Source organism: Parablautia sp. Marseille-Q6255, from assembly GCF_951230155.1.
GTDB lineage: Bacteria > Bacillota > Clostridia > Lachnospirales > Lachnospiraceae > Choladousia.
The window spans coordinates 40,236-55,450 of sequence record NZ_CATNVD010000012.1; the positions used below are offsets into that span (position 1 = coordinate 40,236).

The 15,215-nt window shown below is 49.3% G+C and carries 16 protein-coding genes and 2 tRNA genes; 2 read left to right on the plus strand and 16 right to left on the minus strand.

Features of this window, described 5'->3' with window-relative positions:
- Positions 1–94: 94 nt before the first annotated feature.
- The 16 genes from QOX44_RS10460 to QOX44_RS10535 form a co-directional block, all read right to left on the minus strand.
- Positions 95–1,927, minus strand: a complete 1,833-nt coding sequence (locus QOX44_RS10460) for an ABC transporter ATP-binding protein (RefSeq protein ID WP_283683080.1) — start codon at positions 1,925–1,927, stop codon at positions 95–97.
- A complete protein-coding gene (locus QOX44_RS10465; protein ID WP_283683081.1) occupies positions 1,914–3,749 on the minus strand; it encodes an ABC transporter ATP-binding protein in 1,836 nt (611 codons plus the stop codon). Before QOX44_RS10465 ends, QOX44_RS10460 begins: the two co-directional genes overlap by 14 nt.
- A 77-nt stretch (positions 3,750–3,826) precedes the next feature.
- Positions 3,827–4,519: a 50S ribosomal protein L1 gene (gene rplA, locus QOX44_RS10470; RefSeq protein ID WP_283683082.1), complete on the minus strand. Its 693-nt coding sequence runs from the start codon at positions 4,517–4,519 to the stop codon at positions 3,827–3,829.
- A 259-nt stretch (positions 4,520–4,778) separates the two neighbouring features.
- Positions 4,779–5,204, minus strand: a complete 426-nt coding sequence (gene rplK, locus QOX44_RS10475) for a 50S ribosomal protein L11 (protein WP_120390821.1) — start codon at positions 5,202–5,204, stop codon at positions 4,779–4,781.
- 122 nt (positions 5,205–5,326) lie between these two features.
- Complete coding sequence (nusG, locus tag QOX44_RS10480) at positions 5,327–5,842, minus strand: transcription termination/antitermination protein NusG (protein ID WP_283683083.1); 516 nt, start codon at positions 5,840–5,842, stop codon at positions 5,327–5,329.
- A gap of 23 nt (positions 5,843–5,865) precedes the next feature.
- The gene (gene secE, locus QOX44_RS10485; protein ID WP_283683084.1) at positions 5,866–6,075 is read right to left on the minus strand and encodes a preprotein translocase subunit SecE; all 210 of its coding nucleotides are present in this window, start codon (positions 6,073–6,075) and stop codon (positions 5,866–5,868) included.
- A 31-nt stretch (positions 6,076–6,106) separates the two neighbouring features.
- On the minus strand, positions 6,107–6,256 hold the full coding sequence (gene rpmG, locus QOX44_RS10490; protein ID WP_176850573.1) for a 50S ribosomal protein L33: 150 nt from the start codon (positions 6,254–6,256) through the stop codon (positions 6,107–6,109).
- Positions 6,257–6,437: 181 nt separating this feature from the next.
- Entirely contained in the window at positions 6,438–6,914 is a 477-nt protein-coding gene (locus tag QOX44_RS10495; protein ID WP_283683085.1) for a metallophosphoesterase family protein, read from the minus strand.
- Between the two features lie 60 nt (positions 6,915–6,974).
- On the minus strand, positions 6,975–7,574 hold the full coding sequence (locus tag QOX44_RS10500; RefSeq protein ID WP_283683086.1) for an XTP/dITP diphosphatase: 600 nt from the start codon (positions 7,572–7,574) through the stop codon (positions 6,975–6,977).
- 68 nt (positions 7,575–7,642) lie between these two features.
- Positions 7,643–8,959, minus strand: a complete 1,317-nt coding sequence (locus QOX44_RS10505; protein ID WP_283683087.1) for a lectin like domain-containing protein — start codon at positions 8,957–8,959, stop codon at positions 7,643–7,645.
- On the minus strand, positions 8,956–10,119 hold the full coding sequence (locus tag QOX44_RS10510) for a THUMP domain-containing class I SAM-dependent RNA methyltransferase (RefSeq protein ID WP_283683088.1): 1,164 nt from the start codon (positions 10,117–10,119) through the stop codon (positions 8,956–8,958). The genes QOX44_RS10505 and QOX44_RS10510 overlap by 4 nt, the downstream gene beginning before the upstream one ends.
- A complete protein-coding gene (yfcE, locus tag QOX44_RS10515) occupies positions 10,116–10,658 on the minus strand; it encodes a phosphodiesterase (RefSeq protein WP_283683089.1) in 543 nt (180 codons plus the stop codon). Before yfcE ends, QOX44_RS10510 begins: the two co-directional genes overlap by 4 nt.
- Positions 10,659–10,730: 72 nt before the next feature.
- A complete protein-coding gene (locus tag QOX44_RS10520; RefSeq protein WP_283683091.1) occupies positions 10,731–11,024 on the minus strand; it encodes a rhodanese-like domain-containing protein in 294 nt (97 codons plus the stop codon).
- Between the two features lie 79 nt (positions 11,025–11,103).
- Positions 11,104–11,316 carry a hypothetical protein gene (locus QOX44_RS10525; protein ID WP_283683092.1) on the minus strand — a complete coding sequence of 71 codons (213 nt, stop codon included), beginning with the start codon at positions 11,314–11,316 and terminating at the stop codon, positions 11,104–11,106.
- 340 nt (positions 11,317–11,656) lie between these two features.
- Positions 11,657–12,826, minus strand: coding sequence for an LCP family protein (locus QOX44_RS10530; protein WP_283683093.1), 1,170 nt, complete (start codon positions 12,824–12,826; stop codon positions 11,657–11,659).
- Between the two features lie 266 nt (positions 12,827–13,092).
- Positions 13,093–13,177, minus strand: a tRNA-Leu gene (locus tag QOX44_RS10535).
- A 205-nt stretch (positions 13,178–13,382) separates the two neighbouring features.
- On the opposite strand from QOX44_RS10535, the gene QOX44_RS10540 reads away from it, so the two are divergent.
- Positions 13,383–14,630: an IS30 family transposase gene (locus tag QOX44_RS10540; RefSeq protein WP_283682841.1), complete on the plus strand. Its 1,248-nt coding sequence runs from the start codon at positions 13,383–13,385 to the stop codon at positions 14,628–14,630.
- Positions 14,631–15,022: 392 nt separating this feature from the next.
- Positions 15,023–15,106: transfer RNA gene (locus tag QOX44_RS10545), tRNA-Leu, on the plus strand.
- The last annotated feature ends 109 nt before the right edge of the window (positions 15,107–15,215 follow it).

The window sequence follows — 15,215 nt, forward strand, 5'->3', positions numbered from 1 at the left end:
GATACCGCATCCGTCAAGTACCCAGCCTGATTTTTTCTCTGTTTTTCGCAGTTTTTTCATACCGGGGCAAAAAATGAGCGTGTTTTCCGCTTCTTTACTGCTCCTCGAATACCTGCATCGCCGACTCTTCTTCAAACTGTTTGTAATACAGATCACGGTAATACCCCTTCTGCGCCAGCAACTCTTTGTGTGTACCACGTTCTACGATCCTGCCGTCCTTCACAACGAGGATCAGATCTGCATTTCGTATCGTAGAAAGCCGGTGCGCGATCACAAATGAGGTATGCCCCTTCAAAAGGGTCTGCGTCGCCTGCTGTATCAGCTGCTCTGTCGCCGTGTCAATGGAGGAGGTTGCCTCATCCAGAACGAAGATCGCCGGATCTGCCAGGATCGCACGTGCAAAGGAGATCAACTGTTTTTCTCCGGTTGAGAGACGTCCGCCGCTCTCTCCTACATCGCTGTCGTAACCCTTTTCGAGCTTGTTTACAACAAGGTCCGCAGAGACCCTCTTTGCCGCCGCTTCGATCTCTTCGTCTGTCGCATCCAGCCTGCCGTAACGGATATTCTCACGGACCGTCCCTGAGAACAGGTGCGGATTCTGAAGCACATACCCGATCTGACTGTGCAGCCAGAGCTGGGAACGTTCGCGGTAATCCACGCCATCAATCAGGATGCGCCCTTTTGTCGGCTCGAAAAACCGCCCTGCAAGGTTTACAAGTGTTGATTTTCCCGCTCCCGTCTCTCCGACGATCGCGACATTCATCCCGGCTGGCACGTGCAGGTTAAAATGCTCGAGCACGTACTCTTTTCCATCCGGATACCGAAAAGATACATCTTCAAAATCAATCTCGCCCTTTATTTTCTCCCAGTTTTCCTTTTTCGGATGGAAATTGTCTCCGTATGTCTCGACTACATCCGGACGGTCTGTGACATTTGGCTTTTGCGCGAGCAGATCCATCACTCGCTCGATATTTGCCTGGCAGGAGATCAGATCTGCCAGAAGCCTTGCGAGCTGCTGGATCGGTTCGAAGATAACAAGCGCATACGAAATGAACACAGAGAGCATGCCGAGCTGCATCAGCTCCTCCTGTACCATGTAGCCGCCTTTTGCCAGCACAAGCGCCGCTGCCACCGAGCTGAAAAACAGGATCAGCGGAATATAGAGCGCATTGAGCTTTGCGGCATGGCTTGCGGCGTGGTTCATGCTTCCTGCCAGCTTAAAGAATGACCGCTCATTGTCTGCCTCGATGACCATGCTCTTTGAAGTGCGCACGCCCGTAATCCCTTCGTTGTAAGCACTCGTGATCTGAGAATTGAGCTTTCGCACCTTTCGGTTCCAGTTCAGGATCCTGTTCTGAAAAAATACAGTGATTACTGCAATACACGGCACGATCAGCAAAAGCATCCATGCAAGCGCCGCATTTAGTGCGAACATAATCCCGAACACTCCGACAATGTAGATCAACGCCCAGAACATGTCCACCAGTCCCCAGGCGATCATCCCCGCAATCTTGAGCGTATCGCTCATCACACGCGCGTGGATATAGCCGACCGGAGTCGTATTATAATAAGAAAAGGACAGCGTCTGCAGATGTTCAAACTGTGCCCATTTGAGGTCCTTTCCGATATTCATCTCGATCACCGTCGCCGCGCGCACAGAAATATACACACTGACTGTCTGCAGCACGATAACTGCCGCATATACCGCCGCAAAGGCGCCGATCCCTTCCAGGGTATCCGGCACGATAAAATGGTCGATCGCATAGCTCTGAAAAAGCGGCACAAGAATATCCACACCAGCCAGCAGAATATTCAAGGTGAGTGTGATCACAAAAAACTTCCGGTATGGTCTGAAAAAGGGCAGAAGCTTTGCCCATATCTTCAGTTGAAATGGTTTATTATAGTCCTGTTCCTCATAAGCTGCCATTTTTCTGCGCCACCTCCCTTCTGTCATCATGGCTCATCTGGATATCATAAATGCGCCTGTAGATCCCATCCTGCGCAGTCAGCTGCGCATGCGTCCCCAGCTGTGCGATCCGTCCGCCGGAGAGTACCATGATCTGTGATGCCCCCATCAGTGTCGTAATGCGATGCGAGATCAGGATCACGGTAGCATTTTGCATATGTTCTTTAAGCGCTCTGCGGATCAGAGAATCTGTCTCCGAGTCCACTGCTGACAGTGAATCATCAAATACAAGGATCGGAGCCTTCTGCAAAAGCATTCTGGCGATCGCAACTCTTTGTCTTTGTCCTCCCGAAAGTGTCACGCCCCGCTCTCCGACAAGCGTATCATAGCCATCTGCAAAACCCATGATCGCATCATCGACACAGGCGATTCGGGCTGCCTGGCGAATCTCCTCCATTGTTGCATCCGGGCGTGATGCCGCGATATTTTCCCCGATCGTTCTGGAATATAAAAATGGCTCCTGCAGGACGAATCCGATATTCCTGCGCAGCTGCTCAAGCGGAATGTCACGGATATCACGTCCTCCGATACGGATGCTTCCAGCTTTGTCTCCCAGCTCATAAAACCTGGTCAAAAGCTGTACGATCGTGGATTTTCCGCTTCCTGTTCCTCCCAGGATACCAAACGTCGTCCCTTCGGGGATTGTAAAATCAATATCAGAAAGTACTTTCTGACTGTCTCCGTAGCCAAAATCTACATGTGAAAATACGATATCACCGGCAAGCTGCTCCCTCTTCGTGCTTCTGCCATCGTTGCCGCCGGCATCCGTCTCTTTCGTTTCGGCATATGCTTCTTCTGAAGCGCTCAAAATGTAATTTACACGCTCAAAGGACACTCCTGCCTTACTCATGTCAGACAAGATCCTCCCCAGTCCACGGATCGGCCACACCAGCGTTGTATTATAGGAGGCAAATGCTACGAATTCTCCGACTGAGATATTCCCATGCACCGCCTCGACTGCACCGAGTACGATGACGGTAACCACCTGCAGCCCGGTGATCAGGTCCCCCACTCCCCAGTAAAGACCGGAAAGCGTACCCAGCCGGATCCAGAGCTTTGCAAAAATGTCATTCTTTTCCCGGAAGCGGTCCATCTCAAACTTTTCTCTGCCAAATGCCCGGACAACACGCACTCCTGTCGCATTTTCCTGCACAACCGTCGACAGCTCTCCCTCCGCTTCATCTGCATACTGGAATCTTCTGGCGATCATCCGGTAAAATACTGCCGAATATATGACCACTGCCGGGACAAACAGCAGTACGACAAGCGACAGCTTTACGTTCATAGACAGCATCACCACAAAGGACACTGCGACAAGGAATGTCGTACGGAATACCTCCAGCAGCTGTGTCACAACAAAGTTGCGGATGACTTCTACATCTGAGGTACAGCGCTGGATAATGTCTCCGGTCTGATTTTTGTCATGCCAGCTCATCGGCAGCTTCTGCACGTGAGAAAACAGCGCATTCCTGAGATTCTGCGCAAAATTTTCTCCCGCCTTTGCTGTGTCATATTTACACACAAACATGGAGATACCAGACAACAGCTCTACCGCGATAAGGGCGAGCGCAATTGCCCACAGATGTTTTGACAGGTAGGGGTATCCTCCCCCGCCGAGCACCTCGTCAATCGTAAAGCGAAAAATCTGCGGGGTCAGGGAATTGAGCACCGTCATTAAAAAAGAAGCTGTAACAGCCGCTGCAAAATAGCGCTTTGCCCCCGTGAAAAACCGGGCAATAAGCTGTATTTTTCTATACTTCGTGTTCTTATCTCTTTCCTGCATCTTCAATATCCTCAAAATAAAAATGAGCAAAAAATCCCCGAAGCGCGTACCTTCGGGGATTCTTGTTCTGCAATTTATTATGCAAGCTTTGTCGGGTTAAGCTTTACGCCAGGTCCCATTGTCGGTGCGATTGTCACACTTCTGAGATACTGACCCTTAAGCGCTGACGGTCTTGCCTTGTTGATTGCTTCAATAAGCGTCTGGAAGTTGTCCGTTAACTGCTCCTCTGTGAAAGAAGCCTTACCAATTGGCACGTGGATAATGTTTGTCTTGTCCAATCTGTATTCAATCTTACCAGCCTTAATGTCATTGACAGCCTTTGTTACGTCCATTGTAACTGTACCAGCCTTCGGGTTCGGCATAAGTCCCTTCGGTCCAAGGATACGTCCCAGACGACCTACAACACCCATCATATCCGGTGTAGCTACCACTACGTCAAAATCAAGCCATCCCTCGTTCTGGATCTTCGGGATCAGTTCTTCAGCGCCTACGTACTCTGCGCCTGCTGCAAGAGCCTCGTCAGCCTTTGCATTCTTAGCGAATACAAGGACACGAACCTTCTTACCTGTTCCGTGCGGAAGTACTACCGCACCACGGATCTGCTGATCTGCATGACGTCCATCACAGCCTGTTCTGATATGAACTTCGATTGTCTCATCAAATTTTGCTACTGCTGACTTTTTAGCCAGTGCAATAGCCTCATTTACATCGTAGAGAGCTGCGCGGTCGATCGCCTTTGCAGCCTCTGCGTATTTCTTTCCTCTTTTCATATTAAATAACCTCCTGGTGGTATTTGCGGGGATTGCCCTCCCACTTGTTGTTCCTGCGTTTACAAAATCTGGGGTATTCGCTCAACGATAGTCTGGACGCTGAACGGGTATGTTCGCTCAACATTGGTCCGGACGTTGAACGGGTATGTTCGCTCAACTAAGCTCTCGCTCGCTTTGCTTGCGCTCGCTAAGGTTCGCGAACGACGTTCGCACTAAACTCAAACTGCGCTTACAGCTTGTTTTCGTTAAGTGCTCACAGTCACTCCTCTACTGTGATACCCATACTTCTTGCTGTACCTGCGATCATGCTCATAGCTGCTTCTACGCTGCCTGCATTGAGATCCGGCATCTTCATCTCAGCGATCTCTCTGATCTTGTCCTTGGAGATCGTAGCTACCTTTGTCTTGTTCGGAACTCCGGAACCGGATTTCAGGTTGCATGCCTTCTTCAGAAGAACTGCTGCCGGCGGAGTCTTTGTGATGAAGCTGAAGCTTCTGTCTGCATATACTGTAATAACTACAGGGATGATCAGATCACCCTTGTCTGCTGTTCTTGCATTGAACTCTTTTGTAAACTGAACAATGTTTACGCCATGCTGTCCAAGAGCCGGACCAACTGGCGGAGCCGGTGTTGCTTTACCAGCAGGAATCTGTAATTTAATATAACCTGTTACTTTCTTTGCCATGTCAGGCACCTCCTATGTGGTAATGTCGGGAGTACGTCTTCCCTCCCACGTCCCCTGACTGCTGTCAGGAGAGTCTACTTGTTATCGCGTTTATGTGAACCCATGTGCTTGACCTGATGGTTTCACATTTTTCTGATCTCTGTGAAACTTATCTCAACCGGTGTTTCACGACCGAACAGTTCAACATTGATTGTAACGCTCTGCTTGCCCTGATTTACAGTCTGGATCACTCCGACCGTATCCTTCCAGACACCGCCGGTCACAGTGACCATATCTCCCTCGGCAAACTCTACTTCCATGTTTGCCGCCTGGATACCGAGATTAAACATCTCTGTCTCTGTAAGCGGAACCGGCTTGGATCCCGGACCAACGAATCCGGTAACGCCACGCGTGTTTCTGACAACGTACCAGGTATCATCGTTCATTACCATGTTGAGAAGTACATAGCCCGGAAACATCTTTTTCTGAACTGTTTTCTTCACGCCATTTTTGACTTCGACAACATCCTGAAGCGGCACTCGAACCTCCAGAATCTGATCCTCCAGATGTCTGTTTTCAATCGTCTTCTCGATGTTGGCCTTTACTTTGTTCTCATACCCTGAATACGTATGAGCTACATACCAGTTAGCTTCTGCCATACAATCACCCTGTCCTCACTCATTTAGAAACTGATGTTTACCAAAATGTCCACGCCATACTTGAAAATAAAATCCAGTAGGGCAATGAGCATTCCAAGTACGATAGAAACGGCAACTACGGCACCGGTCTGCTTCACCAGCGTTTTCTGATCCGGCCAGACGATCTTTTTAAACTCTGCTTTCATACCGTCAAACCAGCTCTTCTTCAAACCTTTTTCAGTTTTTTCTGCCATACCTTCACTTCCTTTGCACGAATCTACCGAATTATTTCGTTTCTTTGTGTAATGTGTGTGTTCTGCAGAAACGACAGTATTTCTTTGTTTCCATTCTGTCCGGATGAGTCTTCTTATCCTTTGTCGTGTTGTAATTACGCTGCTTACACTCCGTACATGCCAATGTGATTCTTACACGCACAACTTCCACCTCGCTCTCTTATATTTGTCTTGTCCGACAGCCCTGCTGCCGTTCTTTGTTTTGAGGCACAAAAAAAAAGCCTGCTTCCATACGCCCGTACAGTTTACCATACAATCTGCATGAAAGTCAAGACTTTTTCGCGGTTCGCAGCTATGTTCGCAGCTTTTTTTCTCAGATATTCTCAGATATAGCGGATCTCATACTGCACTTTATCCCCTGTAAGCTCCATGACCGCATAGCTGGGGCAGCGCCCGTTCTGCCGCGGGAAGGAAAGACTGCCCGGATTGACTATCGTGATACCGTCCACCTCTTTTATCACCGGGCGGTGCGTGTGTCCGAACATCGCCACGCTGCAGCCGTTGGCCCGCGCATCCTCCGCCAGGTCATGCAGTCCAAGCGTCACAAAATGGCAGTGTCCATGCGCCATCAGTATCCGCACTCCTCCCACCTGCGTCACAATCGTCTTCGGAAGGTCTGAAAAAAAGTCACAATTGCCTGCTACGATCTCCAGCGGGCAGGTCAGCAGGCTGCGCAGATGCGCTCCGCTGTCCTCAGAATCTCCCAGATGCAGCACGTGATCCGGCATCCCTTCCCGGGCCAGCGCCTTTTCCACATTTTCTTCACGCCCATGCGTATCACTCATAATCAGAACTTTCATTTTATCCGGCCTCTTTCGTCCTATTTTTGTATTTCGGGCATATCCGCCCATCCCCTGCTTTTATTCCCAGTATGCTCTCAGCTTTTCCTTCATGCTCCTGAGCGCCTTTCCCCGATGGCTGAGCTCATTTTTCTGCTCCGGCGAGATCTGCGCAGAGCTGCACCCGCACTCCGGAAGATAAAAGATCGGATCGTATCCAAATCCATTCTCCCCCCTGATCTCGTACGCGATCCGCCCTTCCATCGTCCCGCGGCTTGTAAGCTCCGTTCCATCCGGCATCACACAGGCGATCGCACAGACGAACCGCGCCGTACGTTCCTGCTCCGGCACGCCGGAAAGCTTCTCGAGGATCGCAGCGTTCTTTTTTTCATACGGAGTATCCTCTCCCATAAACCGCGCGGAATAAATGCCGGGGGCGCCATCCAGATAATCAATCTCAAGCCCGGAATCATCCGCCAGCGCCATCTCTCCTGTGCGCTCCATGACTGCCCGCGCCTTGATCAGCGCATTTTCTTCAAAGGTTGTGCCATTCTCGATAATATCTCCCGTCACTCCGGCTTCCTTCATAGACACGACCGGCAGCTTCAGGTCAGCCAGTATCATGCGCACCTCGCGCATCTTCCCTTCATTTCCTGTTGCAAAAATAATCCTTTTTTCCATGTCCCTCTCCTTCCGGGGCAGCCGCCTGTGCACCATCTGCCACCATTTTCCTCTGCCGCCTGCAAAGGTCAGCGCAGGTCGGTATATGCCTTCAGGCAGATATTTGCCGCGAACTCCTCCTGGGTGTTCTGCCATTCCTCTCCGGTACGGCTCAGATAGCTTTCCTTTCCTGACAGCACAACATTTTGTGTATCCGCATCCTTTGCATATTCCGCAGCAGCAGGGCTTGCGCTGTGCGGCACCTTCATCCTGACCGCCAGCGCAAACCGTTCCCCCGGATCAAGGGGGATCTCCTGCGTGAAATCAACAGTATAATATCCTGCATCCGTAAAGCTCCCCTCCGTCAGGAGCTCCATCGTCTCAAACGACCCTGTATCAGTAAAATCATGCGCCAGATAGACCTGATACCGGGTATTTTTTCCGGTTGCGTAAAATCCGGCAGCCTGAAGCGATTCCGCCTCCTGCGCCGTATAGACATTTGCAAACCAGCATGTCTCAGAGCCGTATCCAAGGCTGCTCTGCCAGCCGCAGTCATCCGCCTGGTAGATCCGGTCATAATTATCCGCAGGCTCCACCCGGCTATAGGCTGCCGCCATCACGCCGAGATTCGCATCCTCATAGGAGACATAGAAGATCCCGTCCTGCCCGAACTCCTCTCCCCAGCTGTTCTGGCAGATGAAGGCGCCGTCTCTTTGCGGAATTTCCCGAAACAAAAAGCGAGAATACGAGTCATCCCAGCCAAGGATCACAATGTCGTGATTTTGAAGCTCTGTGTGCGGATAATAATATGCCGCCGTCATCTCATTATAATATGGACTGTCCACCTCCGTCTCCTCCTTATCAAGCCGCAGGGACGCCTGTACTGCCCCGTATTTCATGACAGCCTCCTTCAGCTGCCGCTCCTGCGCCTCCTCAAACAGCCGTATCTCCTGTACGTGCACGGCCGGAGAAAGTCCCGGCGGAGACTGCCTGTCTCCATAGGGATCCTGCTCATCCGTCACCGGCCCCTGCCAGCTGCTCAGATAAGCCATAGCCATATAATAGCTTCCTCCCTTTTGGGGGTCAACGGTAAACGCATTGCGGAAAACAAAATGATCCGGCGAAAACGACATCTTCGTCTGCGGCAGGAGCGCCGCTTCAAGGGCAGAGGCTGACGCGACCGCCCAGCAATTGCTCTGACTGTACTGTCTGCGTACCTGCGGCTTCCTGCCCTGGTCTCCCGCATACCAGTAGTCCGGCAAAAATCCCGGAATCGAGGTTTCCAAAATCTTCTCTGCCACAGGCTGCGACGTCTCCGGCCTTTTTCCGGCTGTACAGCCTCCTGCAAAAAGGAGCGCCGCACACCCGGCGCAGATACCTGCTGTTTTCAGATACTTTTTTCTCAAGCGCTCTCCCCGTCTCTTCGTCTGGGCGGCTTCGGTCCCAGAAACTGGTAATAGTATGTTTTGATCATTCCGTTATAAATCTTCCGGTTCTTGTCTGCCTTTTTGCCGATATACTTCTCTGCCTGATCGTACGAGGTGATCACATACTCCGACCACGAATCCAGCCCTGCGAACGCCTGGCCGATCTCACGGTAAAGCGCAGGCAGGTTCTCCCGCTCCTCAATACGCTCCCCATATGGGGGATTCGTGATAACAAAGCCGTATTTTTTCGGATGACGCAGTTCATTTACCGGGCGCTGCTGAAAATGGATCAGATGATCCACACCCGCCAGGCGCGCGTTCTCGCGGGCTGCGCGGATTACTTCTCCGTCGATATCATAGCCCTGGATATCTGTATGCACAGAGAGATCGATCAGATCCTGCGCTTCCTCCACTGCGTCATACCACTGCCGCTTCGCAGTCAGATTCGCCCACTGCTCCGCAAGGAAGGCGCGGTTCATGCCGGGTGCGATATTGGCAGCCATCATTGCAGCCTCGATCGGAAAGGTACCGCTGCCGCAGAAAGGATCTACCAGTATTCTGTCCGCCTTCCACGGAGTCAGCATAATAAGCGCAGCCGCAAGCGTCTCAGAGATCGGCGCCTTCGCGGTAAGCTTTCTGTAGCCGCGCTTGTGCAGGGACTCTCCTGTCGTATCCAGACCGATCACAGCCTCGTCTTTCAAAAACGAAATACGGATCGGATATGCCGCTCCCTCCTCTGTAAACCAGTTCACATGATATACACTTTTGAGCCGCTCCACAACCGCTTTTTTTACGATTGACTGAATATCAGAGGGGCTAAACAGCTTGCTTTTTACCGATGTTGCCTTTGCCACCCAGAACCTGGCGTCAACAGGGAGATATTCTTCCCACGGCAGAGCTTTTGTACGTTCAAACAGCTCATCAAAGGTTTCTGCGTGAACCGTCCCCACCTTCAGGAGGATGCGTTCTGCAGAGCGCAGAAATACGTTTGCGACCGCGATCGCCTCAGCGTCCCCGAAAAAGGTCACACGGCCATCCTCCACACAGCTGATCTCATAGCCCAGATCCAGGATCTCTCTTTTTAACACCGCCTCCAGGCCAAAATGGCATGGGGCGATCAGTTCATATAGTTTTCTCATACGGTTCTTTCCTTTATCGTCTTTCCGTCAAAATCTTTGATGCAAAATGTGCCATTCTCCAAAATCGCATACGTGGGAGGATTCCCTTCTTTTGGGATCGACACAGAACCAGGATTCCATATCTGGATCTCGCCCTTTTGCTCTGCCCGCAGTACATGCGTATGTCCGTGCAGCAGCACGTCTCCCGGCTTTATCGGCGGCAGATGATCTTCATTCCAGATATGTCCGTGCGTCGCATACACTGCATGTCCGTTTTCAAAAAGCAGCATATAGTCTGCCAGAACCGGAAATGCCAGGACCATCTGATCCACTTCTGCCTCACAGTTTCCGCGCACTGCATATATCTCATCCTTCTTTTCATTGAGCATGCGGATGACCTCCTTCGGCGCATATTCCCGCGGAAGGTCATTGCGCGGTCCGTGATAGAGAATATCTCCGAGCAGGATCATCCGCTGTGCCCCTTCTTTTTCATACGCCTCTAACAGCTTTCGGCAGTAAAAAGCTGACCCGTGAATATCAGATGCCACTAAAAGCTTCATATGTTCCTCCTGATCTATTTTTCTCTATCTTAATGCCCTCCGCCCTTTTTTGTCAATCGCAAATAGCAGGAATCACCACATCCTCCTGTTCTGATACGCCCGAAATCCTCCGACTACACTTTTCGTCTGATAGCCTTTTTCTTCCAGGTCGCGCGCCACTGCCATACTAAGCGCCCCTCTGGCACAGTACAAAATGACCGGAACCGCCTGCTTCCCGGCAAGCTCTCCCCGAAACCTGCCCTGCGGGACATTCAACGCCCCCGGTACATGAGCCGCGGCAAACTCCTTTCTGGAACGCAGATCTATAATCATGCTCCTGCCGTCCGCCGCATAACGGTCCAGTTCCTTTGCAGAGATCGTTTCCATAACAAAGTCCTTCCTTTTCTTTTACTTTATCATATGTACGCGCGAAAAAAAGGGGATGCTCCCGCGCATCCCCTCGCTCTTAGTATTCTGATCTGGAATCATACTCCTGTGTGCGGCAGTTTTCCGCACTGTTTCTGGAGCTGTTTTTTGCATTGTTTTTCGTGCTGTTTCTGGAATTGTTCTTCGCGCTGTCCATACTCTTGTTATAATCACAGTTCTTTCCGTTTTCTGCATTTCTTGCCGCATTATTTGCGCTTCCTGAATTTACTGCATTATTTGCATTCTTAGCCATGATACAATAGCCTCCTGTGTCTGAATTTTTGCGGCGGTCTGATGTTTTCACCGCCACATCTTTACTACACTTCTATTGTTCCTGCTTTTTTGAAAAATATGTGTTGCTTTTTTCTGGAAATTATATTATAATTCTTGGTGTAAAAAGAATTACCCTTCAAACAATTTTTTTTACAAACCCCTTATTAATTATTTATACTCCCCTCGAAACAGCCGATAGCTCCCCTATCGGCTGTTTCATTTTTATATTTTTCTGATACTTCTCTCAAAAAAAATGCTTCAGGAACTCCCCGGTCTCCCGGTACGTCCTGAAGCATTTTTCTTTTTATCTGTATTTTTTATCAGTTTTCTCCCGACCCGTAAATAAAGTCATGCAGCTTTTCCAGTGTCGGCTCCCAGTCCGGAACAAGCATACCCTGACCATTTACGTCGATGATGCTGTACATGCCATCATACGGCACACGATCCATCGCAAACTCATAATTGAGCATCTCCGGAAGCTCCGGAATCATCGCCCAAATCTCGCTCTCCGGAATATTCATTGTCACATGCTCAAGGATCGCCTGCATTTTTTCTGTCATCTGTGCCACACTCATCTGTTTTACTTCAGCGATGAGCTGCTGGATCAGATAACGCTGACGCTCTGTTCGCTCATAATCAGAGTTGCCGACAAAACGGTTACGCGCAAATGCGACTGCCTGAATACCATCGCAGCGGACCAGACCGCCCTCTGCCGGGATCTGATGATCCCATCCGTCCTCACCCTCGATCAGAGTACACATATCGAGGATATATCCGTTTGCGACCTCTGCCTCCTTCGGGCTGATCTCGAGGGAAACGCCTCCGATGATATCAATGATATCGATCAGGTCAAAGAAATCTACTGCCGCATACCGGTCTACCTTTATATTGTAGGTGTTTGTGACAGTTTCACACAAAAGCGGACCTGCGCCGTATGCGTACGCATAGTTCAGCTTCTGATATCCAACCTCCGGAATATCCACATACGTATCTCTCATTAAAGATACAACAGACACACGGTTATCCTTTTTATCAATAGAAACAAGCATCATACTGTCAGAGTTTCCATTCCAGGATTTATCACGGCGGTCAAGACCGACAAGCAGCACGTTGTAGATATCGTCATCTGACACTGCTTCCTGACTGGCCAGGCTGCTGATCTGGTCGTGGATACTCTTAAGCTCATCATCAGAAACCTTCTCACCCTTCAGACCATCGTCCTCGGCAGTCTCCGCCTCTGCTATCTCCTCAAGCGCCGCCTCCGGCAGCGTTTCAAGTACCTTTACCTCTTCATCCGCTACATAATTAACGCTGCGGTACATATCATGTCCCAGCTTATAGATCAGCCCTCCGCTGATAAACACAAGACCGAGCACGATACAAAAGCTGATCGCAAAGACCTTCTTTGTATTCATGCCTGTTTTCTTCTTTTTGTTTTCATTTTCGTAGCTATCCCGTCTCTCCATACGGTTGTCCCTGTTTCTTGGCATCTGAAGCTCCCTCCTGATTCTCTCCTCCCCTGCTGTATAATGACCGTCCGGCCAAAGCAGGCAAAGACATCTGGTAAAACCATAAGACTCAATGTTTCCTGGTATAAAAAGAATTCTGCAAGCAGAATCCTCCGCCTGCGGCGGCCTGCCCGGGCAACATCATCCCTGTCCGTCGCAATGCGATCCTCACGGAATATTTTTGTTCCACAGGACGTAATTTCCTTTGGAACAAAAAAAAGACTCTTTCGATCTCTCGAAAGAGTCCATGCGGAAGATGGGACTTGAACCCACACGAGCGCATTGCTCACAAGATCCTTAGTCTTGCTCGTCTGCCAATTCCGACACTTCCGCGAACAATTGGAATTATAGCAAAAGGTGTGGTTCTTGTCAACACCCTTTTTAAACTTTTTTCAAAAATCTTGCAAACGAGAAATGTAAAAGTAACTTCCGGTTCTTCTTCACACTTCCGGAAGCTTGTTTTTCATTAAGGCTTTATGAAAGACTTATTTCCGGTTATCCTTTTCCTGTGATGTTCATGGGAGAAAGGATGTACATAATGAGAGCAAAACATTTAACCTTAGAAGAAAGAAAAATAATCCAGGAGGGCATCGAAAAGCGCTTGTCCAAAACAGCCATTGCCCGTTCCCTCCACAAAGATCCGACTACCATTGCAAAAGAAATCAAAAAGCATAGAACCTTAAAACCACGCAACCGCTTCAATTCACCTGTCATCTGTTCAAACTTTAAACAGTGCAGCAAACCCCGTAAATACTGTTCTGAAGCCTGCCCGTCCTATGCCGAACAGTCCTGTTCCCTGCGTGACCGCTCCGTCGGCGCCTGCAACCATTGTCCGGACATCAAACACTGCCGGCTGGATCATTACTTCTACAACGCCAGTCATGCTCACGAAGATTATCTCTTTCACCTGTCCGATTCCAGACAGGGCGTTAATCTTTCAGAGCCGCAACGTCTACTCATTGCACAAACCATTGCCCCGCTCCTCAAAAAAGGGCAGTCCCTTTATCAGATCCTTGCTAACCATCCGGAACTCTCCCTTTCGGTAAAATCCCTCTACACCTACATCGAAGGCGGCGTTTTTAAAGACTTTGGCGTTGATAACTTCTCTCTGCGCAGACAGGTTTCCATGCGCGAACGCAAAAAGCTGAAAAAACGCAGAGAGCCGGTCAACTATGAGGGGCATAAGTTTTCAGACTATCTCGCGTTTCTTGCCGACAATCCTTCCATCCCGACAACGGAGATGGATACTCTGTACAACCAACCGCAAGGACCTTATATCCAGACCTTTTCTTTTCAGAATACCGGACTTATGATCGGATTCCTCCATCAGGAAAAAACTTCGGAATCCATGGCTTCTGCCTTAGATTTCCTTCAGGAGCTTCTCGGCATCGACTATTTCCGCCTCTTTTCCCTGATCCTCACTGACCGTGGGACAGAGTTTGAAAAAGTCTCCCTCTTTGAACAGAATCCAAAGAGCGGACAGATACGGACAAATATCTTTTATTGCGACCCACAGACACCAAGCCAGAAACCTCATGTAGAAAATAACCACAACTATGTCCGGAATATCCTTCCGAACCAGCGGAATCTCGAACACCTGACGCAGAAAGATCTGAATCTTATGTTCGATCATATCAATTCCGTTCCACGAAAGGTATTAGGCGGAAGAACTCCTTATGAGGTCTTTTCCTTCTTTTATGGGGAAACGCTGCTGCATAAGCTGGGTGTCAGACGGATCGAACCGGATTCCGTAACGCTTCAGCCGTATCTGCTGAAAATAGAATAAGCCAGCCACAACCGCTGACTTATCCTTACACCATTAATTTTGCCCCTATGAACACACGTCCCATATGTATTCTTCTGGGCAACGGAACTTTGTCTTTCACAAAAAAAGAAAAAGCTCCCTTTGCTCCGCTTTGCATGCGCAAAAAAGCGGAACTGTACTTAAAGTTTACACAAAAAAAGTCTTTTAGGCAAGAAAAACTTCCGTTTTCCTGCCTGAAAACAGAAGTTTCTCTTTCATCCGGACGTTACTTTTACAACCGGAAGTTACTTTTATAATTCACCAAAATCTTGCAAAAAATTTTTTTCGCGATTTTTTTTATTTTTTTCAAAAAACATATTGACATTCTTAAAATGATATAGTATTATAACGTTCGTGAGTTGCAAAACAACTTCGCGGAGATGGCGGAATAGGCAGACGCGCAGGCTTCAGGTGCCTGTGGTAGCAATATCGTGAGGGTTCAAGTCCCTTTCTCCGCACTGGAGATCCTGCATCGTATGATGCAGGATTTTTTATTTCATAGAAAATTGCGTTCTATGAAATAAAAAATGCTCTGCAAGGATGCGCAGCTCTCGGAAATGAAATTAT

Coding starts and splice junctions, on each gene's coding strand:
- QOX44_RS10460 (WP_283683080.1), bottom strand. CDS start 1,927: ATGGCAGCTTATGAGGAACAGGACTATAATAAACCATTTCAACTGAAG.
- QOX44_RS10465 (WP_283683081.1), bottom strand. CDS start 3,749: ATGCAGGAAAGAGATAAGAACACGAAGTATAGAAAAATACAGCTTATT.
- QOX44_RS10540 (WP_283682841.1), top strand. CDS start 13,383: ATGAGAGCAAAACATTTAACCTTAGAAGAAAGAAAAATAATCCAGGAG.
- rplA (WP_283683082.1), bottom strand. CDS start 4,519: ATGAAAAGAGGAAAGAAATACGCAGAGGCTGCAAAGGCGATCGACCGC.
- QOX44_RS10525 (WP_283683092.1), bottom strand. CDS start 11,316: ATGGCTAAGAATGCAAATAATGCAGTAAATTCAGGAAGCGCAAATAAT.
- QOX44_RS10495 (WP_283683085.1), bottom strand. CDS start 6,914: ATGAAAGTTCTGATTATGAGTGATACGCATGGGCGTGAAGAAAATGTG.
- yfcE (WP_283683089.1), bottom strand. CDS start 10,658: ATGAAGCTTTTAGTGGCATCTGATATTCACGGGTCAGCTTTTTACTGC.
- nusG (WP_283683083.1), bottom strand. CDS start 5,842: ATGGCAGAAGCTAACTGGTATGTAGCTCATACGTATTCAGGGTATGAG.
- QOX44_RS10530 (WP_283683093.1), bottom strand. CDS start 12,826: ATGCCAAGAAACAGGGACAACCGTATGGAGAGACGGGATAGCTACGAA.
- QOX44_RS10510 (WP_283683088.1), bottom strand. CDS start 10,119: ATGAGAAAACTATATGAACTGATCGCCCCATGCCATTTTGGCCTGGAG.
- QOX44_RS10500 (WP_283683086.1), bottom strand. CDS start 7,574: ATGGAAAAAAGGATTATTTTTGCAACAGGAAATGAAGGGAAGATGCGC.
- QOX44_RS10520 (WP_283683091.1), bottom strand. CDS start 11,024: ATGGAAACGATCTCTGCAAAGGAACTGGACCGTTATGCGGCGGACGGC.
- secE (WP_283683084.1), bottom strand. CDS start 6,075: ATGGCAGAAAAAACTGAAAAAGGTTTGAAGAAGAGCTGGTTTGACGGT.
- rplK (WP_120390821.1), bottom strand. CDS start 5,204: ATGGCAAAGAAAGTAACAGGTTATATTAAATTACAGATTCCTGCTGGT.